At 69.0% G+C, this 21,002-nt stretch carries 23 protein-coding genes; 11 read left to right on the top strand and 12 right to left on the bottom strand.

Going from position 1 to position 21,002, the window contains the following annotated elements:
- Nucleotides 1–29: 29 nt before the first annotated feature.
- The 8 genes from nhaA to FHW12_RS05255 form a co-directional block, all read right to left on the bottom strand.
- On the bottom strand, nucleotides 30–1,382 hold the full coding sequence (nhaA, locus tag FHW12_RS05220; RefSeq protein WP_182529894.1) for a Na+/H+ antiporter NhaA: 1,353 nt from the start codon (nucleotides 1,380–1,382) through the stop codon (nucleotides 30–32).
- A 204-nt stretch (nucleotides 1,383–1,586) separates the two neighbouring features.
- Nucleotides 1,587–1,859 (bottom strand): hypothetical protein, encoded by a 273-nt coding sequence (locus FHW12_RS05225; protein WP_182529895.1) that lies wholly within the window; start codon nucleotides 1,857–1,859, stop codon nucleotides 1,587–1,589.
- A gap of 7 nt (nucleotides 1,860–1,866) precedes the next feature.
- Nucleotides 1,867–2,166 carry a hypothetical protein gene (locus tag FHW12_RS05230; protein WP_182529896.1) on the bottom strand — a complete coding sequence of 100 codons (300 nt, stop codon included), beginning with the start codon at nucleotides 2,164–2,166 and terminating at the stop codon, nucleotides 1,867–1,869.
- A 210-nt stretch (nucleotides 2,167–2,376) separates the two neighbouring features.
- Nucleotides 2,377–2,637, bottom strand: coding sequence for an RNA recognition motif domain-containing protein (locus tag FHW12_RS05235; protein ID WP_182529897.1), 261 nt, complete (start codon nucleotides 2,635–2,637; stop codon nucleotides 2,377–2,379).
- The gene (locus FHW12_RS05240; protein ID WP_220484306.1) at nucleotides 2,634–3,650 is read right to left on the bottom strand and encodes a fatty acid desaturase; all 1,017 of its coding nucleotides are present in this window, start codon (nucleotides 3,648–3,650) and stop codon (nucleotides 2,634–2,636) included. The genes FHW12_RS05235 and FHW12_RS05240 overlap by 4 nt, the downstream gene beginning before the upstream one ends.
- Nucleotides 3,651–3,676: 26 nt before the next feature.
- The gene (locus FHW12_RS05245) at nucleotides 3,677–3,973 is read right to left on the bottom strand and encodes a hypothetical protein (RefSeq protein WP_182529899.1); all 297 of its coding nucleotides are present in this window, start codon (nucleotides 3,971–3,973) and stop codon (nucleotides 3,677–3,679) included.
- A gap of 252 nt (nucleotides 3,974–4,225) precedes the next feature.
- Complete coding sequence (locus tag FHW12_RS05250; RefSeq protein WP_182529900.1) at nucleotides 4,226–4,471, bottom strand: hypothetical protein; 246 nt, start codon at nucleotides 4,469–4,471, stop codon at nucleotides 4,226–4,228.
- 127 nt (nucleotides 4,472–4,598) lie between these two features.
- Nucleotides 4,599–4,997 (bottom strand): hypothetical protein, encoded by a 399-nt coding sequence (locus FHW12_RS05255; RefSeq protein ID WP_182529901.1) that lies wholly within the window; start codon nucleotides 4,995–4,997, stop codon nucleotides 4,599–4,601.
- A 149-nt stretch (nucleotides 4,998–5,146) separates the two neighbouring features.
- Between FHW12_RS05255 and FHW12_RS05260 the strand changes: the two genes are divergently transcribed.
- Both FHW12_RS05260 and FHW12_RS05265 read left to right on the top strand, forming a co-directional pair.
- Nucleotides 5,147–5,476 (top strand): hypothetical protein, encoded by a 330-nt coding sequence (locus FHW12_RS05260; RefSeq protein WP_182529902.1) that lies wholly within the window; start codon nucleotides 5,147–5,149, stop codon nucleotides 5,474–5,476.
- A gap of 17 nt (nucleotides 5,477–5,493) precedes the next feature.
- The gene (locus FHW12_RS05265; protein ID WP_182529903.1) at nucleotides 5,494–5,781 is read left to right on the top strand and encodes a hypothetical protein; all 288 of its coding nucleotides are present in this window, start codon (nucleotides 5,494–5,496) and stop codon (nucleotides 5,779–5,781) included.
- Nucleotides 5,782–5,835: 54 nt separating this feature from the next.
- On the opposite strand, the gene FHW12_RS05270 is transcribed toward FHW12_RS05265, so the two are convergent.
- On the bottom strand, nucleotides 5,836–6,225 hold the full coding sequence (locus FHW12_RS05270) for a hypothetical protein (protein WP_182529904.1): 390 nt from the start codon (nucleotides 6,223–6,225) through the stop codon (nucleotides 5,836–5,838).
- Nucleotides 6,226–6,408: 183 nt separating this feature from the next.
- Between FHW12_RS05270 and FHW12_RS05275 the strand changes: the two genes are divergently transcribed.
- Nucleotides 6,409–6,945 (top strand): DUF924 family protein, encoded by a 537-nt coding sequence (locus tag FHW12_RS05275; protein ID WP_310735164.1) that lies wholly within the window; start codon nucleotides 6,409–6,411, stop codon nucleotides 6,943–6,945.
- Nucleotides 6,946–6,964: 19 nt separating this feature from the next.
- Here FHW12_RS05275 and FHW12_RS05280 read toward each other — a convergent pair whose 3' ends face one another.
- The 3 genes from FHW12_RS05280 to FHW12_RS05290 all read right to left on the bottom strand — a co-directional run bounded on the left by FHW12_RS05280 (nucleotide 6,965) and on the right by FHW12_RS05290 (nucleotide 13,222).
- Nucleotides 6,965–9,247 (bottom strand): beta-N-acetylhexosaminidase, encoded by a 2,283-nt coding sequence (locus tag FHW12_RS05280; RefSeq protein WP_182529906.1) that lies wholly within the window; start codon nucleotides 9,245–9,247, stop codon nucleotides 6,965–6,967.
- 84 nt (nucleotides 9,248–9,331) lie between these two features.
- Complete coding sequence (locus tag FHW12_RS05285) at nucleotides 9,332–12,052, bottom strand: TonB-dependent receptor (RefSeq protein WP_182530153.1); 2,721 nt, start codon at nucleotides 12,050–12,052, stop codon at nucleotides 9,332–9,334.
- Nucleotides 12,053–12,145: 93 nt separating this feature from the next.
- The gene (locus tag FHW12_RS05290) at nucleotides 12,146–13,222 is read right to left on the bottom strand and encodes a glucokinase (protein ID WP_310735144.1); all 1,077 of its coding nucleotides are present in this window, start codon (nucleotides 13,220–13,222) and stop codon (nucleotides 12,146–12,148) included.
- 276 nt (nucleotides 13,223–13,498) lie between these two features.
- Between FHW12_RS05290 and FHW12_RS05295 the strand changes: the two genes are divergently transcribed.
- The 8 genes from FHW12_RS05295 (at nucleotide 13,499) to FHW12_RS05330 (ending at nucleotide 21,000) form a co-directional block, all read left to right on the top strand.
- Complete coding sequence (locus FHW12_RS05295) at nucleotides 13,499–14,770, top strand: sugar MFS transporter (RefSeq protein ID WP_182529907.1); 1,272 nt, start codon at nucleotides 13,499–13,501, stop codon at nucleotides 14,768–14,770.
- A gap of 70 nt (nucleotides 14,771–14,840) precedes the next feature.
- Nucleotides 14,841–15,878 carry a LacI family DNA-binding transcriptional regulator gene (locus FHW12_RS05300; RefSeq protein WP_310735145.1) on the top strand — a complete coding sequence of 346 codons (1,038 nt, stop codon included), beginning with the start codon at nucleotides 14,841–14,843 and terminating at the stop codon, nucleotides 15,876–15,878.
- Nucleotides 15,875–16,939, top strand: a complete 1,065-nt coding sequence (locus FHW12_RS05305; RefSeq protein ID WP_428993610.1) for an SIS domain-containing protein — start codon at nucleotides 15,875–15,877, stop codon at nucleotides 16,937–16,939. Before FHW12_RS05300 ends, FHW12_RS05305 begins: the two co-directional genes overlap by 4 nt.
- Nucleotides 16,939–18,060 carry an N-acetylglucosamine-6-phosphate deacetylase gene (gene nagA, locus FHW12_RS05310; RefSeq protein ID WP_182529909.1) on the top strand — a complete coding sequence of 374 codons (1,122 nt, stop codon included), beginning with the start codon at nucleotides 16,939–16,941 and terminating at the stop codon, nucleotides 18,058–18,060. The genes FHW12_RS05305 and nagA overlap by 1 nt, the downstream gene beginning before the upstream one ends.
- A 184-nt stretch (nucleotides 18,061–18,244) precedes the next feature.
- Nucleotides 18,245–18,622, top strand: a complete 378-nt coding sequence (locus FHW12_RS05315) for a YciI family protein (protein ID WP_182529910.1) — start codon at nucleotides 18,245–18,247, stop codon at nucleotides 18,620–18,622.
- Nucleotides 18,619–19,029 carry a VOC family protein gene (locus FHW12_RS05320; protein ID WP_182529911.1) on the top strand — a complete coding sequence of 137 codons (411 nt, stop codon included), beginning with the start codon at nucleotides 18,619–18,621 and terminating at the stop codon, nucleotides 19,027–19,029. Before FHW12_RS05315 ends, FHW12_RS05320 begins: the two co-directional genes overlap by 4 nt.
- Before the next feature lie 50 nt (nucleotides 19,030–19,079).
- Nucleotides 19,080–19,610, top strand: coding sequence for an SRPBCC family protein (locus FHW12_RS05325; RefSeq protein WP_182529912.1), 531 nt, complete (start codon nucleotides 19,080–19,082; stop codon nucleotides 19,608–19,610).
- 127 nt (nucleotides 19,611–19,737) lie between these two features.
- Nucleotides 19,738–21,000 (top strand): RNA polymerase sigma factor, encoded by a 1,263-nt coding sequence (locus FHW12_RS05330; protein WP_182529913.1) that lies wholly within the window; start codon nucleotides 19,738–19,740, stop codon nucleotides 20,998–21,000.
- Nucleotides 21,001–21,002 lie beyond the last annotated feature (2 nt).

Raw genomic sequence — 21,002 nt, forward strand, 5'->3', positions numbered from 1 at the left:
TCGTCGACCCCGTGAAGCGCTGCTTCCGATCAATGCCGCTTCGATCGGTCGGCGCGAGATGCTTCCGCCATCCGATGGCGCTTTGAAGTCAGCCACGTCAGCGTCGCCAGGCCGCATACCGCCGACAGCGTCGATGCGGACAGGATGCCGATCTTGGCGGACCCGAGTTCATCGGCCCGCAGTGCCAGCTCGGCGATCAACAGCGACATGGAGAATCCGATGCCGGTGAGCATCGCGCCTCCGCCGATCAGCGCCCACGTCAGGCGCGCGGGACGGGAAGCCCAGCCGAGCGCGTTCGCGGCATAGGCGAAAGAAAGGACTCCCAGCGGTTTTCCGCAGAACAGGCCGATCGCCACGGCGGTCGCCAGCGACCAATCGACGGCCACCTGCGACATCGGCAGCCCCGCGCTCGCGAGCGCGAACGCAGGCAGGACCAGGAAAGCCACCCAGGGATGCAACGCGAGCTCCAATCGTTCGAGCGGCGAAAAGGCCTCGCGCGCCGCGATTCCGGCGCGCCGAAGATCCTGCCGATCCCCGCTATCACCAGCCCGGTCATCCCCCGGCGGATAGGCGACGACCTTGCCCAGGATCGCCTTGAGGCGACTGTCGCTTACCCAGCGGCCCGTCGGCGTCATCAGGCCGAGGAGCATGCCGGCTGTCGTTGGATGGATGCCGGATCGATCCAGCGCAAGCCAGGCCAGTACGCCAGCGACGATGTATGCGACCACGTGGCGAATGCCCATGCTCCGCATGAGCAGCACGCCGAAGAGGGAGACGGCCACGCAGCCCAGCGCAAGCCAATCGATTCCGCCCCCGTATCCGATCGCAATGACGACGATCGCACCGATGTCGTCGAATATCGCGAGCGACAGCAGGAACAAGCGCAGGCTGGGCGGAATGCGCGAGCCCAGCAACGCCAAGCATCCGACGACGAAAGCGGTGTCGGTCGCCATGACGACGCCCCACGCGCGACCTTCCATCCCGCCGCCCCGCAGCCACGTGAACAACACCGCCGGCACCACCATCCCGCCGATCGCCGCGGCCATCGAAAACGCCGCCGATCGCAGGTTGCGCAGCCCGCCGAATACCATCTCCCGCTTGAGCTCCAATGCGATGACGAAGAAGAACAAGGTCATTCCACCGTCGATGATCCAGTGCTTGAACGAGCGGGAAAACTCGGCATCACCCCAACGCAAGGCGACCGTGGTCTCCCACAGCTCCATGTAGGTGTCGCGCCATCCGGAATTGGAGAGAGCGAGAGCGATCACCGTGCACAGGAGGAGCACCGAACCCGCGGCGGCTTCGACGCGGAGAAATTGTGCAAAGGGGCGCATGAACCGATCCATGGGTTCCGCGGGAAGCCTGTCGAGGCTGCGTTTCATGCGAACAGACACGATACCGCCAAATGGGCGCCGCGGCTGGAATCGATCACGTGGACCCGCGCAGATCCACACCGCGCGGCACCCGCTGAGGCGAGATGAACGCGCGGCGTGCCCGGCCTTCTTTCCGATCAATGGGGAGATGCGTCGCGCGCTCGACGCGCTCATCGCCGAGTCGATACGGACATGCAATGCGTCGAGTATCGCTCAGCGTCCTCGAAGATAGTTGCATCGCTGCCACATGCGCAGCCACGCGCACACGGGCGCGAAGTTGATGTCGAGGCTGTGCGGGAGGCCCGCGGCGACCTCTTCCGCGAGGCGATCGATACCGTGCACCTTGTCGAGCATTCGTCGCTCGACCGCGTCTTCGGGCACCACGGCGAGCACCATGCCGTTGACGTGAACCTCGAGCCGGCCGCCGCGGCGCAGGTAGAACGTCGCCGGCCCCGCCTGGTGCTTGCTGAAGATCAGGCCGCTCATCGCGCGCTCACGCCGGGCTGCCCATCGTCAGGTAGTGCTCGCCGGAAATCACGCGGAAGCCGGCGAGGTTGCACGACGCGAGTTCGGCAAGCACCGTGCGCGCGACCTGCGCCGCGTGCAGCATGCCCGAAGACAGGTCCACGCAGATGTCGACCCACGCGTAGCCTTGCGGCGCAGTGACCCGTTGCATCATGCGGAACCCGGTCGACTCCTTCGGCAGGTGCATGACGAGCGGGACGCGCGCCTCGACTTCGATCGTCGCGACGACGCTCCAGTTGCCGCTCGATCCGGCGAATGACGCGTGCATGTCGGTAGCCTGCGCAGCCGCATGATCAGTGCGGCAGGGAACGATCGGCCACCGGGACGGCGCGCTGGGGACGGTGGATGCGAATGCAGCCCGTGATCGGGACGCTGCTTCGCTGCGCGCCAAGGCAGTTGAATGATTCGCCCGACCCTACGCGCTCACCACAGGCTTGTCGAGCGGAAATATTTTCCCACCATCGCGCGCGACTGCGACTCAGCGGCGACGATGACTCTTGCGCTCGTCGTGCAGGGCGACACGGATCGTCGCACCGTCCTGGGTGGAACCGTTCAACGCAGCGATCGCGTTGCGCGCTTCGTGCCCTTCCATCTGCAGCTCCGCGAATCCGCGGCATTCGCCACTGAACAGGTCGCGCGCCATGCGCAGGCCGAACACGCGGCCGTGCTGGGCGAAGAGCGAATGGAGCGAACTGTCGGTCATCGACTTGGGCAAGCCGCGGACATCCAATGTGATCATGAACTTCTCCTGTTTGATTCGACGGATGCCGCACCCATGCGCGGCTCCCGGATGTCGCGAAAGGACACGAGGCGCCGGCGCTCTTCGTCCCACAGGGCGAGCCGCACGCAGCGGAAGCCTTCGAGGACCCCTATTCGATTGACGTCGGCAAGTTCGGGCAACGCATCGGCGGCGTCGCGGAAACGGTAGAACGGCACGCGACTCGACAGGTGATGCAGGTGATGCATGCCGATGTTCGCGGTGAGCCAGCGAAGGACGCGCGGCAAGTCGTAATGGGAACTTCCGGCGAGGGCGGCGTCGCGCGCGTTCCAGCGCGGCGCGTCCTCCCAATAGGTGTGTTCGAACTGGTGCTGCACGAAGAACAGCCAGACGCCGATCGTCGCCGCGAGGACGAGGACGGGCAATTGCACGGCGAGGAACGCGCCGACGCCGAGCGTGGACATCGCGAGCGCGATCAGCACGCCGGCCACGACATTCGTACCCATCGTGCTGATCCACGGACCCGCTCCGTCGCGCATGAAGCCCGCGGGTATGCGGTTCTGGACCAGGAATACGAACACCGGGCCGATGCCGAACATGACCAGCGGATGCCGGTACAACCGGTATCGCAAGCGCGCCCACGGTCCGCGCGCGCGATATTCGGCGACGGTGATCGTGTCGACGTCGCCGGTGCCGCGCTTGCCGAGGTGCCCTTGCGTCGCGTGATGGATCGCGTGGGCGCGGCGCCAGTGTGCATACGGCGTGAGCGTGAGCACGCCGAGCGACCGGCCGACCGCGTCGTTCGCCTTGCGCGACGCGAAGAAGCTGCCGTGCCCGCAGTCGTGTTGCAGCAGGAACAGCCGGACGAGAAAACCGGCGGTCGGCGCGAGCGCGAGCGCGTACAGCCACCATCGCCCACTCGACCAGCCCCAATACGTCGCGATCCAGCTGCTCGCGAACAGCAACGCGGTCAACGCGAGTTCGTACGTCGCGCGCGCATTGCTCGGCGTACGGAATGCCTCGAGCTTCCGCACCCAGTTACCGGACGAATCGACGAGGGCTACCACTTCGGGCGTGGAACGCTGTCTAGCCGGAACAGCGTGATGCGCGCACCGGGAAACCGCGCTTCCAGAGTCGTCAGCAGGCGCGCCTCGACCGTCGCCAGGTCGAAGCGATTGGGTGGCCCCCACAAGGAATACCGATGCCCCGAACGATCCTCGTTCGGGCGCGTCTGTTCGCGCGAAACGGTGACGTCATTGCAGCCGCATGCCGCCGACCAGAGACGCTTCAGCGCGACCGGCCCGATCGACAGGCCACGCGCGAGGCGAAACTGGAATTGAGGCACGTGAGCATTCATCGCCGCTCCGGAAGGTGAAGCGCAACGGACGATCGAAGGCGTATCGCCGTGCTGCGGCAGGAGTGAAACCGGCTCGCGCGCAAGCGACGAGCACTCTCACCATACACCCATCCCGTGCAGAAAGCCCGTGAATTGTTCGGATCGCGTACCCACGCGAAACGAGCGCGAGCACGTGCATCGCGCACGCCGCCGCGCGATATCGCGCGCATTTCCTCGAGCGAAGCCCGTGCCTTGGGCGCAATCCCCGCATGATTAGCTCGCGATGCGCTCGCCGAGCGGGAACCGCAGGCGCGATCGCGCTGCGCGCTGCTTCCAGCCGTCGAGGTCGATCCATACGGGCTCGCCGCGACCGACGCCGACGGAGGATCGCGTGTAGTAGACGCGCCCGTCCGCGACGCGATCGACGATCGCGCATTGCCACGACCGGTTGCGCGGGTAGCGGAACCAGACCACATCCCCCGTACGGGGCTCCCACCGCGGATCACGATGTCTGTCCATGGGGCGATGCTCACGGACGTCCGTCGCGCAGGTTGAGACAACGGACCGCATCCTTGCGTCATGTCGTGCGATCGGCGTGCGGCGGCCTGCCCTGTCCTGTCCTGTCCTGTCGGGCCGATCCCGCGGCTCAGTCGGCCACGAGCCAATGCTCGCCCGCGATGATCGTGAGCGGTACGCGGTCGCAGCCCGCGAACATCGCGAGCGTGCGCATCAGTGTGCACGCCGCGACGGTCCCGCGCGATTCACCGCGCGCGAAGTTGACGAAAAGTTCCCACCTCGACGTCGACGCGCTGTTCGACGCCAGCAGTGCGCGATACCGGCTCGGCGCGGCATCGCAGGCGAGCTTCACGACCGGGTGGGCGATCGGTGTCTCGACGACGCCGATCGGGCGCCATTGTGGCTGCATGTCGTTCCTCCGGGCGTCTCTGCCCACGCGAAACCCGACGATGCCCGCGCGCGCGTGAAACGAGCGTTCAAGAATGATCAGAGGAATGTCATGCGCGCGGCGGGAAAAGCTGGAGCGCAACGATCGGCCTCGACGACCGGCACGAATCCGCGCTTCCGGCGGGGCCGGCGCGTGGGAATTTTTTTCCCATTGCCGCACCCTGTCGTGAAGCGTACGTTCGGCCGCACGGGAAGCCCGCACCGCGCGGGCATCCGGCAGGAATCGTCGCCGTGGGCATCGCCATGAATCCGAAAGCAGGATGGCAGCAGGTCGTCGTGTTCGAGGCGGACAGCGATGCGCAGTCGGCGGTGAACGCGTTCATTGCGCGCTTCCGGCCCGGCGACGACCATGGCGTGTGTCGCATCGAGCAGGCCACGCGCTCGCCCGCGGGCTTCCAGTGGTACGACGGCTACATCGATTTCAGCATCGGCGAACGGCGTGCGATCCATCTCGCGTCACGGCTCGTCGACGAACTCGGGCGCGCGGAACTGCCGCTCTATCGACTGGTCGCGGGGCGCGAGTGGCTCGATCTCGCGGCCGCGCAGAAAGCACCCGACTGACGACGGAGGAATTCCCCATGCATGCTCGCCTTCGCTCGCCGGGCCGCGGCGCCCTTCGCATCGGTCGGCTGTCCGAGGGTGCGGCCGTGCTCGCTCAGCGCGTGCACGACCAGCTCGCGAAAGGCGATCGCACCGTGTTCGCCGCCGACGACGGCGTCGTCTACGTCGACCAGCCCGAGCGCACCGACGGCATCCCGCTGCACTGGATCGCGGGCACCTTCACGCTCGGCCAGTCGTATCCCGACCTCGTCGAGGACATCGCGTTCCTCAGCAACAGTCGCAGCAAGGACTGGATCATCGGCTGACGCGGCAGCCACTCGCGCGAGCACCGCCACGCCGGATCATCCAGGGCGGATCGCTCAGACCGGATCGATCGAGCCGCCGTCGTGCGAGGGCGCGAATCCTGGGAGCGGATCGGGACACGGAAGCTGCTCGAGCTGCGCCAGATCCGGATCGACGACGTCGTAGTCGCCGAGCGGTCGCGTGCCGTCGGCCATGCGCCAGCCGAGGACGCGCCAGCCACCGTCGCGATCGACCGCGTCGCTGGCGAAGCGCGCCGGCTCCGCGCGGAAGCCGAGGACGTTCCAGACGTCGCGCGCGTCGTCGACGAGCACGAGCTCGATGCGTGCGCTGCGCAGCGGGAGTTCGCCGCCGCCCTTGCCGAGCATCGCGTAGCAGCGTTCGATGCGCCGCGAGCCCGCGACGGCGAGCGGAACGCGGCGCGGGGAAATCGGATTCGTCTGTTGCATGGCGGCCTCCTGTTCTGCGGGACGCCGAGGCTCGGCGAGCGCCGTCTCAAAACCGGCGACAGGCGTCCATGCATGCATCGGCCGCGAACGGCCAGCCCGATCACCGACGGGCATCGCTGGCGTATCGGGCTGGGCGAGGATAGATTCACAAGCCCGCTTGGCCGACGCGACGCCCCGCACGTGATTGCCGACCCCTTCGATCTCGTCTCGTTCTGGAAGCAGGCCGGCACCGCGAAATGGTTCAGCCGCGACGACGCGTTCGACGCGGCGTTGCGCGAGCGCTATGCCGCCGCGCACCACGCCGCGGCGCGACGCGAACTCGACGGCTGGCGCGGCACCGCGGACGGCTCCCTCGCGCTCGTGCTGCTGCTCGACCAGATCCCGCGCAACCTGTTCCGCAACAGCGCGCACGCCTTCGCGACCGACGGCCTCGCGCGCGAGGTCGCGTCGGCGGCGGTGGACGCGGGTCGTGACCGCGCGGTCGATCGCGACCTGCGCCTGTTCTTCTACATGCCGTTCGAACACTCCGAGGCGCTCGCCGACCAGGATCGTTCGCTCGCGCTGTTCGGTGCGATGGGCGACGACTACTACCTCAAGTACGCGACCGCGCACCGCGACGTGATCGTGCGCTTCGGCCGCTTCCCGCATCGCAACGCCGCGCTCGGCCGCGCGAGCACGGCCGATGAGCAGGCGTGGCTCGACGCGGGTGGCGGGTTCTGAGCCGCGTCGCAGCGCGACGTCACCGCGGCGGCAGCAGCTCGACCGTGTCGATCGCCCACAGCGGATCGTGTCCCTCGCCGCTGAACACGAAGCAGAGGTCGTGCGCGCCCGAGCGTGGCGGCAGCTCCGCTTCGAGCACGCTCACCGCCGGATTCATGCGTGCGCGATCGAGCGGCAGGCTCGCCAGCAGCATCCCCGCGCAGCCGTCGCGCACGAGCAGTTCGCCCGCAGGTGTCGACGGCGCCGGCCGCGGCACGATGTTCGCGACGTCCTTGTAGAGCTGGAAGTTGTAGGGCAGCTGGCCGACCGCGACGCGGATGCGCGCGGCGTCGTCGAGTGGCGCGCGCGCCCAGGTCCAGCACGGATCGAACAGGTCGACGTCGTAGAAGGCGCGCGGTCCCGGCGTCGGCGCGTCATCCTCGATGCGCAGCACCAGCTTGCCGCTGCATTGCGCAAGCTCGCTGCTCGCGCGCCGATGCGCGGCATCCGCCCTGCGCTCGGTGATGTCGCCGGCACGACGGCCATCGAGCCAGGTCGCGGCGCGGATCGTCGCGCCCGCGGGCGGCGTCAGCGCACCGCCCGCATCGATGGCTGCGTGCACATCGGGCGCGCGCCCGTCGAGTGTGTAGCGCATCGGCAGGCCGGCCTGGTTCGACAACACGATCCCCTGCGCCGTGTCGGTGAAACGCACCTCGAACGCACTCTGCGCCGCGGCGACGCCGTGCGCGCGCCAACGCTCCATCTGCGGCACGAGGCGCGCGACGAACCGCGACCAGTCGCGCGCCTCGCGCGGCGACCACAGCGCCTCGGCGAGTGCGGCGAGTCGCGGGAACGCCGCGTGCTCGACCATCGCGGTCGTGCGCATGTGTTCGCTCCAGAGGTTCGCCTGCGCGCCGAGCACGTGCGCCGCCGCGGCCGCGTCCATGCCGGCCGTCGCGTCGAATGCGTAGATGTCGGCGAGCGTGCGCAGGTCGGGCCGGCCCGACGGCTCGTCCGCGGCATCGCTCTGCAGGTGATCGAAGTAGAGGTCGGGCGAGGGCGCCATCACCACCGGATGCCCTGCATTCGCTGCTTCGATGCCACCCTTCGTGCCGCGCCACGACATCACCGCGGCGTCGGCCGGCACGCCACCTTCGAGGATCTCGTCCCAGCCGATCAGCTTGCGGCCGCGCGCGGCGAGATGCTGCTGCATGCGGGCGATGAACCAGCCCTGCAGCGCGTTCTCATCGGCGAGGCCGAGTTCGCGCATGCGCGCCTGCACGCGCGAGGATGCCTTCCACTGGTCCTTCACCGCCTCGTCGCCACCGACATGGATGTACGTCGACGGGAACAGCTCGATCACTTCGTCGAGCACGTCCTGCATGAACGCGATCGTCGGCTCGTCGACGTTCAGGATGTAGCCGTGCACGCCCCAGTCGGGCGAAACGACCGGTTCGTCCGCCGATGCGCCGAGTTCCGGATAGGCAGCGATCGCGGCCTGCATGTGCCCGGGCATGTCGATCTCGGGCACGATCGTCACGTAGCGCTCGGCCGCGTAGCGCACGATGTCGCGGATCTCGTCCTGCGTGTAGTAGCCACCGTAGCGCACGGGCTTGCCGGCCGCGTCGGTGCCCGCGGCGCCAGCCGGACGACGCCACGCGCCGACCTCGGTGAGGCGCGGATGACGCTTGATCTCGATGCGCCAGCCCTGGTCGTCGGTGAGATGCCAATGGAACGTGTCGAGCTTGGCGAGCGCGAGTTCGTCGATGAAGCGCTTGACGAACTCGGGCGGCTGGAAATGCCGCGCGGAATCGAGCATCGCGCCGCGCCACGCGAAGCGTGGTCGATCTTCGATGCGCACCGCAGAGACTTCGATGGCGCGTGCCGGACTCATCTCCGGCGTGAGCAACTGCCACAACGTCGTGGTTCCGCGGAACAGGCCGCGTGGCTCGCGTGCGGCGAGTTCGATGTGCGTGCGGTCGACGACGAGACGATAGCCCTCGCCTTCCGGCACGGTCGCGTCGCCGGGCCGCAGCGCCAACACGACCGCCGCATCACCCGCACCGGCCTGCGCCGCGACGTCGAGCTGCAGGCCGCGATCGCGTGCGACGCGCGCGGCGAACCCGCGCGCGATCGCGAGCGCCTCGTCGCCGCCGGCGACCTCGAGTCGCGCACCGTCGCGCAGCACGTAGCGGCCGCGCCCGACCTCGAGCTGCGCGGGCCACGGCAGCAGCGCCGGCAGTACCGACGGCGCACGCGGTACCGGCGGGTTCGAGCTGCATGCGGCGACGAACAACAACGCGAACACGGACCATCGGCGCATGCGAACCTCCCGCTGTGAAGCCACCCTACACAAAAAAAGACGGACCGGGATGAGCCGGCCCGTGAACTTCGCACGTTGGAGTCGTCAGAAGTTGAAGCGCAGGTTCGCCATGTAGCGACGGCCGGTCGTGTACTCGCCGAACAGCTCGTCCTTGTTGCCGACCGCGTACTGGTGGTACTTCTCGTCGAGCAGGTTCATCGCGTCGAACGTGACCATGAAGTTCTGGTTGAACTTCCAGCCGAGGCTGAGGCCGAGGTCGGCGTAGTCGTCGACGACCGCGGGCGGCGCGCCGGCCACGTAGCCGCCGGCGAGGTAGTGGTCGCGCCAGTTGTAGTTCACGCGCGCGCTGAACGGTCCGTTCTCGTAGTACGGGCCGACGCTGATCGAGTTCTCCGACTGGTACGGCATCGGCGTGCCCTGGCTCGTCTCGCCGTCCGCGTAGGTGTAGTTCGCCACCATGCCGAAGCCGGTGCTGCCGAACGCCTGCTGGTAGGTGAGCGTGAAGCCCTTGATCTTCGCCGTACCCGCGTTGCGCGGGCGCGAGACGCTGTAGTCGCAGAAACCGTCGGCGGTGCAGCCGTGGCTGCCGACGAGCGAATCCCACTGGGTCGGATCGGTGTCGCGGATCGAGTTGTAGTGGCGCTCGGTCGACGGGATGGTGTCGATGTAGTTGAGCACGTGCTTGAAGAAGATCGAGCCCGCGATCACCGACTGCTCGGCGAAGTACCACTCGGCCGACAGGTTGAAGTTCACCGACTTATACGGCTTCAGGTCGGCATTGCCGCCGCTGCCGGTGAGTACGGTGTCGTTGAGGAACGTGTTGTTGACCATCTGGTTGTACGGTGCCCAGGCGATCACTTCCGAACCGGACAGGCGCAGCACGACGTCCGGCGCGGCGTCGTAGGCGACGTTGAACGACGGCAGCCAGTTGTTGATCGACGAGTTCTTCGTCTGGTACCAGCCCGGCAATGCCGGCAGCACCGGCGCGACGCTGCCCGGCAGGTTGTAGCCGGAGCCTTCCTGCTCGGTGTGCACGTAGCGCAGCCCGACGTTGCCGCGCCATGCGTCGTTGCCGAAGTCGAGCTGCGCGTACGCGGCCGAGTTCTTCTGCGTCAGCGCCCAGGTGTTGTTGAGATAGCTGCCCGGGTCCGGATGCGCGAAGTCGAGGTGGCTGTTGCGGATCCAGTTGAGGATGTTCTGCTCGCCGACCTGGAGGTGGTTCGCCTGGTCCGGCGAGAAGCCCGAGAACTCGCCGAGGATGTCGGTCGGATCGATCACGCCGACGTCGGCGAGCGTGCCCGGCGTGACGCCACCGTAGACGTTGAGGCCGTAGTTCTCGTCGTGCTTGGCGTAGCGCACGCCGACGAGCAGGCGGTTGATGAGGCTGCCGGTGAAGTCCTTGCTGAAGTCGAGCTGGCCGTAGCTGTCCTTCGCGTGCGCCATGAACACGCCGTTGTTGCCGAGCCAGCCGCCGCCCCAGTTGGCGGGATCGCGGCCCGCGGCCGGGTCGTCGAACGTGTAGCCGTGGCGGTCGTCCCAGCTGAAGCCGCCGAAGTAGACCGGCTCGAGCAGGTACTGGCTGATCTTCGGGTTGTCCGACTTGGTCGTGCCGAGCTGGCCGGAGAGGTTCCAGCCTTCGCCGTGGTAGGCGGCGCGCAGGTCGAGGCCCTTGGTCGTCACTTCGGACGAACGCAGCTGGTTGTCGTAGATGATGCCCGCGCCCTCGCCGGCGGAATGGCCGCCGGTGACGAGGCCGTTGTTGCCCTGCGTGAAGCTGTCGACCGCGGCCATCGTGGCCGTGTTCCAGTGCAGGAAGTTGTAGACCGACTGGTTGTAGTTGTCGAAGCTTTCCTTGATGTACATGCCGCTCAGGGTCGCGTCGAACCGCTCGTCCGGCTTGAACTGCAGGTTGACGACCGCGCTGTTGCGCTTGCGCGTCTGCTGGAAGTACGCCGCGTTGATCTCGTCGGGGACGAGCGCGTTCGCGTCGAGCGCGCCGCTCGCGACCTGTGCCGCGATCGCCGGGCTCGCCGCCGCGTAGTCGGACACCGGGTGGTAACCGAAGATCTCGATGCCCTGGCGGTCGACCTTTTCCTCGTAGTGCTGCGCGGCGATGTTGAAGCCGAACGTGCTCTGGTCGTTCTTCCAGCTGTACAGCACCGACGCGTTGGGTTTGCCGTCCTCGGCCTGGTCGTTGTAGTTGTAGCCGATCGAACCCGCGATCGAGTTCGCGTCGAGGTCGAGCGGCAGGCGCGTGTGCATCATGACCGTGCCGCCGAGGCTTCCTTCCGGCAGGCGCGCTTCGGACGACTTGTACACCTCGAGACGACCGAGGATTTCCGGCGCGAGCAGCGTGTAGTCGAAGCCGCGGTTCGGCTGTTCGCCGTACAGCCAGATCGCCTGCGCGACCGGATGGCCGTCGATGAACGACAGGTTGAGGCTCGGGTCGGTGCCGTCGATGCTGACGCGCTCGCCCTGGCCGAAGCGGCGGTCGAGCGTGACGCCGGGGATCATCACCATCGCTTCCGCGACGTTCGTGTTCGGGAACTTGCCGATGTCCTCGGCGGTGATCGCATCGACGATCGCGTTGGCGTCGCGCTTGGTGTCGAGCGACGCCTTCAGGCTCTCGCGGATGCCGTGCACGACGATCGCTTCCATCTCCTGCGCGCGCGTGCCGTCCTGCGCGGTGCCGGCGGCGCCGTCGGCGGACGCATCCGCGGTGGACGCGTCGGCGTCGGCCGCGACCTCCGCGGCATGCGCCGCGGCGGCGAACGCGAATGCGGCAAGGATGCTCGCCGACAGCATCGTCTTTCGGTATGTCCTGATCTTCACGGTGAACCCCTCCTCCAGTGGTGTGGTCCGCGGACGCGTTCGCTGCGCGCCGCTCGCCGGCTCGTGTCAGTCCGTCGTCGTTTTCGTCCCAGTCCGTTCCGTGGCCACCGCGCCCGCTGCGCGACGGCCGCCGTTGTCGCGGTCGAAATACCAGCTCGCGGCGCCGATGACGCCGAGTTGCGCATGGTCGACCAGTCGTATCGAAGTGCGCGCGAGCGCCTCGCGCATCGCACCCTTGTCGAGGAAGCGCTCGATGAAGCGGCTGCGCACGAGCAGCTCCTTCATCTGCGGCAGCACGCCGCCGGCGAGGTAGATGCCGCCCTGCGCGCCGTACAGCAGCGCGAGGTCGCCGAGCACGCTGCCGAACCAGCCGCAGAACACCTCGACCGTCTCGCTCGCGAGCGCGTCGCTGCCGGCGAGCGCGGCGGCGCTGATCTGCGCCGGCGTCTGCGCGAGCGGCGACGCGCCGCGCAGCGCGCGGATCGCCGCGTAGAGGTTGGTCAGGCCGGTACCCGAGAGCACGTGCTCGATCAGTACGCGCGGGCTGCGCTTGCGCAGTTCGCCCAGCACCTCGAACTCGAAGTCGGTGGTCGCCGCGAGCGTGGCCTGGCCGACCTCGGTAGCGAGGATCACCGGCCGGCCATCCTGCGCGATGTGCACGGCGCCGCCGAGGCCGGTGCCGGGCCCGACAACGAGCATCGGCCCGGGCCGGTGCTCGGCCGGGCCGCCGAGCAGCAGCGCGCTCGCGTCGTCGACATGGCCGACCGCGTAGGCGACCGCCTTGAAGTCGTTGACGACCGCGAGGTCGTCGAGATCGAGGCGCGTGCGCAGGTCCGAGATCGACACCGGCCACGGCAGGTTCACGTTGACCACGGCGTCGTCGACGACGAAGCCGGCGATCGCGAGCGCGGCCGACGACACCGGCGTGCGCACGTAGCTCGAGCGGAACGACTGGATGATCGCGGCGAGGCTCGGGAAATCCGCGCAGGCGTACTTGCAGTAATCGCCGATCGCGAACGCGCTGCCGCGATCGTCCGCGACCGGCACGATCGAAGCGATGCGCGCGTGGGTGCCGCCGACGTCGGCCGCGATCAGCGGCTGGCCGGCGACACGCGATGCGATGCGGTAGCGGTTCTCGTTCACCCCATTCCCCGGAACTGGCTGGCGCGGCCGGCCACCCGCAGGTGGCCCGGCCTCGGACGGGACGCAGTCTCGGCGCGCTTGACAACGTTGTCAACTTGCACTGCAAAATGATGTCAGGGGCATCCGCAGCTAGTATCCGGAGGCCGCGGTTCTGGCAAAGGGGGCGGGAATTCTCCCGCTAAAGCAGCTGTCGGGCGCTGGGCTGACCCGCGCGACGACACGATGACAACGTTAATACGCCAAGGCCAAACCGGTCAGGCGAACAGGAGAGCCTCGATGGCTGCCACCGCCGCGAATACGTCCGTGCCGAGCCGGCACGCACCGATGCTGATCATCGGCCTGCTGTTCTTCATCTTCGGTTTCGTGACCTGGATGAACGGGCCGCTGATCCAGTTCGTCGAACTCGCATTCGAGCTCGACACGGTCAACGCGTTCCTCGTGCTGATGGCGTTCTACCTGTCCTACTTCTTCCTCGCCCTGCCGTCGGCGGCGATCCTGCGCCGCACCGGCATGAAGCGCGGCATGGCGATCGGCCTGTTCGTAATGGCGCTCGGCGCGCTCGCGTTCGGCCAGTTCGCGGTGCAGCGCTGGTATCCGGGCGCGCTCGGCGGCCTGTTCGTCATCGGCGCCGGCCTCGCCCTGCTGCAGACCGCGGCGAATCCGTACATCAGCATCCTCGGCCCGATCGAAAGCGCGGCGCAACGCATCGCCTTCATGGGCATCTGCAACAAGGTCGCCGGCATCCTCGCGCCGTTCGCGCTCGGCGTGTTCGTGCTGCACGGCCTCGGCGACCTCAAGGCGCAGGTGCAGGCGGCCGACCCGGCCACGCGCAGCGCCCTGCTCGACGCGTTCGCGGCGCGCGTGCACCTGCCCTACCTCGGCATGGCGGTCGTGCTCGCAGCCCTCGGTGTCTGGATCGTCCACTCGCCGCTACCGGAGGTGCGCTCGTCCGAAGCGAACGCGGCCGGCGCCGGCGGGCGCGACAGCTTGCGCGCGTATCCGCACCTCTGGCTCGGCGTGCTCTGCCTGTTCGTCTACGTCGGCGTCGAGGTCATGGCCGGCGACGCGATCGGCACGTACGGACGCGGCTTCGGCCTGCCGCCGGACTCGACCAAGCTGTTCACCTCGTTCACGCTGTTCGCGATGCTCGTCGGCTACGTCTGCGGCCTGATCCTGATCCCGCGTTTCGTCTCGCAGCAACGCTACCTCGCGATCTCGGCCATGCTCGGCGTCGCGTTCGCGCTGTGCGCGTACGCGACGAGCGGCTACGTCTCGGTCGGCTTCGTCGCCGCGCTCGGTTTCGCCAACGCGATGATGTGGCCGGCGATCTTCCCGCTCGCGATCAAGGGACTCGGGCGGCTCACCGAGATCGGCTCGGCGCTGCTGATCATGGGCATCGCCGGCGGCGCGCTGATCCCGCAGGCGTTCGCGATCCTGCGCGAACACCACGACTTCCAGGCCGCGTTCGTCGCGATCATGGTGCCGTGCTACCTCTACATCCTCTACTACGCGATGCGCGGCCACCGCGTCGACCTCGGCGCGCACTGACGATGGACGCACGTTCCGCGCGCGCCCCGTCTCCACTACGATGCGGCGTCACGGGCGCCGGAGACCAGCAGTGAGCCGTCCCACCATCAAGGATGTCGCGCGACACGCGAACGTGTCGCTGAAGACCGTCTCGCGCGTGATCAACGGCGAGGCGTCGGTGCGCGACGACACGCGCGAGCGCGTGCAGCGCGCGATCGACGAACTCGACTACGCGCCGGACCAGGCCGCGCGCAACCTGCGCGGCGCGACCTCGCACGCGCTCGGCCTCGTCTACGACAACCCGAACCCGTACTACGTGATCAGCGTGCAGAACGGCGTGCTCGCCGCCTGCCGCGACCAGGACTTCGGCCTGCAGATCCACCCGTGCGACTCGAACGCGCCCGACCTCGCCGACGAGCTGCGCGAGCTCGTCGCCCATGCGCGCCTTGCCGGCCTCGTACTCGCGCCGCCGATGTCCGAGCGCATGGAACTGATCCGCTACCTCGCCGAGCACGGCATCCGCTTCGTGCGCATCATCTCGGCGGCGGAAGACCCGAACGACGGCTACCCGTGCGTCTACGTCGACGACCGCGATGCCGCCTACGACATCACCGAACATTTGATCCAGCTCGGCCACCAGCGCATCGGCTTCCTCTGGGGCGGCGCCGAGCACCGTTCGAGCCCGGAGCGCTTCAAGGGCTACGAGGCCGCACTGAAGGACTACGGCATCCCGCTCGACAAGAAACTCGTGATCCCGGGCGACTACTCGTTCGACGACGGTTTCCGCGGTGCCCGCCGCCTGTTCGCGCTGCGCGAGCCGCCGACGGCGATCTTCGGTTCCAATGACGAGATCGCGGCGGGCGTACTCGCCGCGGCGAAGGCGAACGGCATCGACGTGCCGTACGAACTGTCGATCGCCGGCTTCGAGGACAGCCCGTTCTCGCGCCAGTCGTGGCCGGCGCTGACCACCGCGAAGCAGGCGACCGAGGACATCGCGCGCCACGCGGCGCTGCGCCTCATCGCCGAACTCAAGCCGGCGGGCAGCGGCGTCCTCCATGTCAACCGCGGCTTCAGTCCGCAGCTCGTGATCCGCGACTCGACCGCGCGCGTGCGCACGACCACGCCATGAGCGCCGTGCCCGAGGACACCATGCCGACCAATCCACCCAGCGCCGCCGAGGCGACCCGCATGTACCGCGAAGTGCGCGAATCGGCCGGCGCGATCGCGCGCCAGCTCGAGGCGAACCGTGCAGTGGTCGGCGAACTCGCCGCGCTGCTGCGGCGCGAGCGCCCGCGCCTGGTCGCGACCGGCGCGCGCGGCAGTTCCGACAATGCGGCAACGTTCGCGAAGTACCTCATCGAGACGCGCCTCGGCGTGACGACCACCTCGGCCGCGCCGTCGGTGCAGTCGATCTACGCGGCGCGGCCGGAACTCGACGGCGCGCTGTTCCTCGCGATCTCGCAGTCCGGCAAGAGCCCCGACCTCGTCGCCCAGGCCACCGCCGCGCGCCGCGCGGGCGCGCGCGTGGTCGCGATGGTCAACGTGGTCGACTCGCCGCTCGCGGCCGCGGCGGACGTCGTCGTTCCGCTGCACGCAGGGCCCGAACTCAGCGTCGCCGCGACCAAGAGCTACCTCTGTTCGCTGTCCGCGCTGCTCCAGCTCGCCGCCGAATGGGGCGAGGACGCGCACCTGCGCGACGCGCTCGCACGCGTGCCCGATGCGCTCGACGCGGGCTGGAACGAAGACTGGTCGGCGCTCGTCGACGGCCTCGCTGACGCGCGCAACCTGTTCGTCGTCGGCCGCGGCTTCGGCCTCTCGGCGGCGCAGGAAGTCGCACTCAAGTTCAAGGAAACCTGCGGCCTGCACGCGGAAGCGTTCAGCGCGGCCGAAGTGCAGCACGGCCCGATGACGCTCGTCGATCGCGGCTTCCCGGTGCTGTTCTTCGCGCAGCACGACGACAGCTTCGACAGCACGATCGCGGTCGCCGAACGCTTCCGCGAGCGCGACGCGCGCGTCTGGGTCGCCGCGCCCGGCGGTGGCGACCTGCGGTTCGCGGCAATCACCGATCCCGCCTGCGCGCCGCTGCTCGCGGTGCACCGCTGCTACGGCGCGATCAACGCGCTCGCGCTGCGCCGTGGACGCGATCCCGACGCGCCGCCGCACCTGCGCAAGGTGACCGAGACGCGCTGATGCCGACCGCGCTCCTCAATGCCCGCGTGCTCGTCGACGACGGCTTTCGCGACGACCTCGCGGTCGTCGTCGATGCCGGCGTCATCGTCGCGGTCGAGCACGCACGCGACACGCACGGCACGACCGAACGGCTCGACCTCGGTGGCCACTGGCTCGCACCCGGCTTCATCGACGTTCAGGTCAACGGCGGCGGCGGCGTACTGTTCAACGACGCACCGACGGTCGAGACGATCCGGCGCATCGGCGCCGCGCACCGACGCTATGGCACGACCGGCTTCCTGCCGACCCTGATCAGCGACGACGCCGAGACGATGCGCGCGGCCATCGATGCGGTCGACGCGGCGATCGCCGACGGCGTGCCCGGCGTGCTCGGCATCCACCTCGAAGGCCCGTACATCGCGCCCGCGCGGCGCGGCGCGCACGACGCAAGCAAGTTCCGCGCGCTCGACGACGATGAACTCGAACTCGCCTGCTCGCTGCGCCACGGCGTCACCGTGCTCACGCTCGCGCCGGACCAGGTGCCGCCCGCGCGCGTGCGCGAACTCGCCGCACGCGGCGTGATCGTCTGCATCGGCCACACGGCGGCCGACTACGCGCAGGCGCGCGCCGCCCTCGACGCCGGCGCGCGCGGCTTCACCCACCTCTACAACGCGATGTCGCCGCTGCAGGGGCGCGAACCGGGCGTGGTCGGCGCCGCGCTCGAGGATCGCGCGAGCTGGTGCGGGCTCATCGTCGACGGCCACCACGTGCATCCGGCTTCCCTGCGCGTCGCGCTCGCGGCGAAACCACGCGGCAAGCTGCTGCTCGTGACCGACGCGATGCCGCCGGTCGGCGCCGAATCGGACACCTACGAACTCGCGGGCGTGACGATCCGCTGCCGCGACGGCCGCTGCGAGACGCCCGACGGCGTGCTCGCGGGCTCGGCGCTCGACATGGCGAGTGCGGTGCGCAACACGGTCGCGACGCTCGGCGTACCGCTCGGGGACGCCGTGCGCATGGCCTCGACCTGGCCGGCCGAGTTCCTCGGCGTCGCCGACCGCCGCGGGCGCATCGCGCCCGGCCTGCGCGCCGAACTCGTCGAACTCGACGCCGACCTGCGCGTCGTGCGCTGCTGGCCCTGAGCCCACCGACGCCTCCGTAGGGGCCCAACCCGCGGGCGACCGCCGCAACCCGGTATGCCGTGGCGTGTCGGCTCCACCATTGCCACTCCCGGCGTGTCGATTCCCCGCCTTCCCGTTCGTCATCCTCGATGAAGGCCGGTGCAGTCCCGCGGGGCGCCCGGCGCCCGCGAACGAGGAGACGGCGATGCGAGTCATGGTGATGGTGCGGGCGACCGATGCGTCCGAGCGCGGCGAGCTGCCGAGCCAGGAACTCCTGGCGGCGATGGGCCGCTTCAACGAAGACCTCGCCAACGCCGGCATCCTGCTCGCGGCCGACGGCCTCAAGCCGAGTTCGGCCGGCGCGCGCGTACGCTACGCCGGCAAGACGCGCACGGTCGTCGACGGCCCGTTCGCACAAGCGAAGGAACTCGTCGCCGGCTTCTGGCTGTGGCAGGTGCGCTCGCTCGACGAGGCGATCGAATGGGCACGACGTTGCCCCAACCCGTTCGAGGGGGGGCTGTCGGAGGTCGAGATCCGCCCGCTCTACGAAGCCGAGGACTTCGGCGCACAGGTGCAGCCGTGAGGATCGAGCCGTACCTGTTCCTCGAAGGCCGCTGCGACGAGGCGATCGCGTTCTACCGCCACGCGCTCGACGCCGAGCTGCTCATGCTCATGCGCTACGGCGACAGCCCCGACCCGCACGCACGCGGCCCGGTCGATCCGGCCAAGGTCATGCACGCGGCGCTGCGCGTAGGCGACACGCTGCTCATGCTCTCCGACGGCCTCGCCGGCGGCGCGCCGCACTTCGAGGGGATCGCCCTGTCGCTCGCGATCGACGACGATGCCGGCGCGCGCCGGTGCTTCGACGCGCTCGCCGACGGCGGCAGCGTCACGTCACCGCTCGCCGCGACGTTCTTCGCCCGTTCGTTCGGCATGCTCACGGACCGTTTCGGCGTGTCGTGGATGGTGCTGACGCCGAAGCCGATGTAAACCCGCACACGACGCCGCCGCGTCGCCCGCCTCGTCCCAGGAGACCCGCCATGCTCGTCCTCGTCGCGATCCTCGTCCTTGCCCTCGCGGCCCTGCTCGTCTTCGCGTCGACCAAGCCCGCCGTGTTCAGCGTGCGTCGCGGCACGGTGATCCGCGCCACACCCGAACGGGTTTTCGGCTACGTCGACGACTTCCGTCGCTGGCCCGAGTGGTCGCCGTGGGAAACGCGCGATCCGGCAATGCAGCGCAACCTGGGCGGCGCATCGAGCGGCGCCGGCGCGATCTACGAATGGAACGGCAACAAGGACGTCGGCCAGGGCCGCATGGAGATCGTCGAGTCGACGCCGTCCTCTCGCATCGCGATCAGCCTCCACTTCATCAAGCCGTTCGAAGCGAACAACATGGCGACGTTCACGTTCGCCGCGGACGACGACATGACGGTCGTCGACTGGGTCATGCACGGGCCGAACCGGTTCGCCTCGAAGGTCATGCAGGTGTTCATGGACATGGACCGGATGATCGGCAAGGACTTCGAAGCCGGCCTGGCCAAGCTCAAGGCGGCCGCCGAGGCGGCGAGATGAATGGCGCAGCGATGAAACGATCGTTCGAACCCGCCGCGACCGCGATCGCCGCGACGCGACGATCGGCATGCCGATGCGCACTTCCGGTGCTTGTGCGGCCCGCGCGGAGGTGGTCTGATCGGCGGCCATGCCGACCGACCCGCTCCACCGCACGATCGACGCGATCTGGCGCATCGAATCGCCCAAGCTCATCGCGAGCCTCACGCGCATGGTGCGCGACATCGGCCTCGCCGAGGAGCTGGCGCAGGACGCCCTCGTCGCCGCGCTCGAGAACTGGCCCGCCGCGGGCATGCCCGACAATCCCGCGGCGTGGCTCATGGCGACCGCGAAGCGTCGCGCGATCGACCAGATGCGTCGCCACCAGCTGCAGGAGCGCAAGCACGAACAACTCGGCTACGACCTCGTCGCCGAACAGGAGGAAGGTCACGCCGACATCACCGATGCGCTCGACGACGACATCGGCGACGACCTGCTGCGTCTCGTCTTCACGTCCTGCCATCCCGTGCTGTCCAAGGACGCGCGCGTAGCGCTCACCTTGCGCGTGCTCGGTGGCCTGACCACCGACGAGATCGCGCGCGCGTTCCTCGTGCCCGAGGCGACGATCGCGCAGCGCATCGTGCGCGCGAAGAAGACGCTCGCCGCGGCCGACGTGCCATTCGAGGTACCGCGCGGCCCCGAACTCGCCGAACGCCTGGCCGCAGTGCTCGAGGTGATCTACCTCGTGTTCAACGAAGGCTATTCGGCGACCGCTGGCGACGACTGGATGCGCCCGGCATTGTGCGAGGACGCGCTGCGCCTCGGCCGCGTGCTGCAGGGCCTCATGCCGGAACAGGCCGAAGTGCACGGCCTCGTCGCGCTGATGGAGATCCAGGCTTCGCGTGCGCGCGCGCGCGTCGGCCCGGGCGGCGAACCGATCCTGCTGCTCGAGCAGAACCGCGCGCTGTGGGACCGCCTCGCGATCCAGCGCGGCCTCGCCGCGCTCGCGCGCGCGGACCGGCTCGGCGGATCGCTCGGCCCGTACGCGCTGCAGGCCGCGATCGCCGCCTGCCATGCGCGCGCGCGCGTCGCCGACGAGACCGACTGGCCGCGCATCGCGGCGCTCTACGGCGTGCTCGCCGGCGTCACGCCGTCGCCGATCGTCGAGCTCAACCGCGCGGTCGCGGTCTCGATGGCGAACGGTCCCGCCGACGGCCTCGCGATCGTCGACGCGCTCGTCGGCGAGCCGTCGCTGCAGAACTACCACCTGCTGCCGAGCGTGCGCGGCGACTTCCTCGCCAAGCTCGGCCGCAACACCGAAGCGCGCGACGAGTTCGAGCGCGCGGCGTCGCTCACGCGCAACGAACGCGAACGCGCGCTGCTGCTCTCGCGCGCCGCGGCGTGCGGCGCGTGAGC

It is taken from the genome of Dokdonella fugitiva (genome assembly GCF_014138265.1).
Taxonomy (GTDB): domain Bacteria; phylum Pseudomonadota; class Gammaproteobacteria; order Xanthomonadales; family Rhodanobacteraceae; genus Dokdonella_A; species Dokdonella_A fugitiva_A.

What these genes read in the sequence shown, in the direction of transcription:
- FHW12_RS05245 (WP_182529899.1), bottom strand. Translation starts at nt 3,973, where the DNA reads ATGAATGCTCACGTGCCTCAATTCCAGTTTCGCCTCGCGCGTGGCCTG.
- nhaA (WP_182529894.1), bottom strand. Translation starts at nt 1,382, where the DNA reads ATGAAACGCAGCCTCGACAGGCTTCCCGCGGAACCCATGGATCGGTTC.
- FHW12_RS05305 (WP_428993610.1), top strand. Translation starts at nt 15,875, where the DNA reads ATGAGCGCCGTGCCCGAGGACACCATGCCGACCAATCCACCCAGCGCC.
- FHW12_RS05325 (WP_182529912.1), top strand. Translation starts at nt 19,080, where the DNA reads ATGCTCGTCCTCGTCGCGATCCTCGTCCTTGCCCTCGCGGCCCTGCTC.
- FHW12_RS05265 (WP_182529903.1), top strand. Translation starts at nt 5,494, where the DNA reads ATGCATGCTCGCCTTCGCTCGCCGGGCCGCGGCGCCCTTCGCATCGGT.
- FHW12_RS05225 (WP_182529895.1), bottom strand. Translation starts at nt 1,859, where the DNA reads ATGAGCGGCCTGATCTTCAGCAAGCACCAGGCGGGGCCGGCGACGTTC.
- FHW12_RS05235 (WP_182529897.1), bottom strand. Translation starts at nt 2,637, where the DNA reads ATGATCACATTGGATGTCCGCGGCTTGCCCAAGTCGATGACCGACAGT.
- FHW12_RS05230 (WP_182529896.1), bottom strand. Translation starts at nt 2,166, where the DNA reads ATGCACGCGTCATTCGCCGGATCGAGCGGCAACTGGAGCGTCGTCGCG.
- FHW12_RS05315 (WP_182529910.1), top strand. Translation starts at nt 18,245, where the DNA reads ATGCGAGTCATGGTGATGGTGCGGGCGACCGATGCGTCCGAGCGCGGC.
- FHW12_RS05280 (WP_182529906.1), bottom strand. Translation starts at nt 9,247, where the DNA reads ATGCGCCGATGGTCCGTGTTCGCGTTGTTGTTCGTCGCCGCATGCAGC.
- FHW12_RS05250 (WP_182529900.1), bottom strand. Translation starts at nt 4,471, where the DNA reads ATGGACAGACATCGTGATCCGCGGTGGGAGCCCCGTACGGGGGATGTG.
- FHW12_RS05270 (WP_182529904.1), bottom strand. Translation starts at nt 6,225, where the DNA reads ATGCAACAGACGAATCCGATTTCCCCGCGCCGCGTTCCGCTCGCCGTC.
- FHW12_RS05285 (WP_182530153.1), bottom strand. Translation starts at nt 12,052, where the DNA reads ATGCTGTCGGCGAGCATCCTTGCCGCATTCGCGTTCGCCGCCGCGGCG.
- FHW12_RS05330 (WP_182529913.1), top strand. Translation starts at nt 19,738, where the DNA reads ATGCCGACCGACCCGCTCCACCGCACGATCGACGCGATCTGGCGCATC.
- nagA (WP_182529909.1), top strand. Translation starts at nt 16,939, where the DNA reads ATGCCGACCGCGCTCCTCAATGCCCGCGTGCTCGTCGACGACGGCTTT.
- FHW12_RS05295 (WP_182529907.1), top strand. Translation starts at nt 13,499, where the DNA reads ATGGCTGCCACCGCCGCGAATACGTCCGTGCCGAGCCGGCACGCACCG.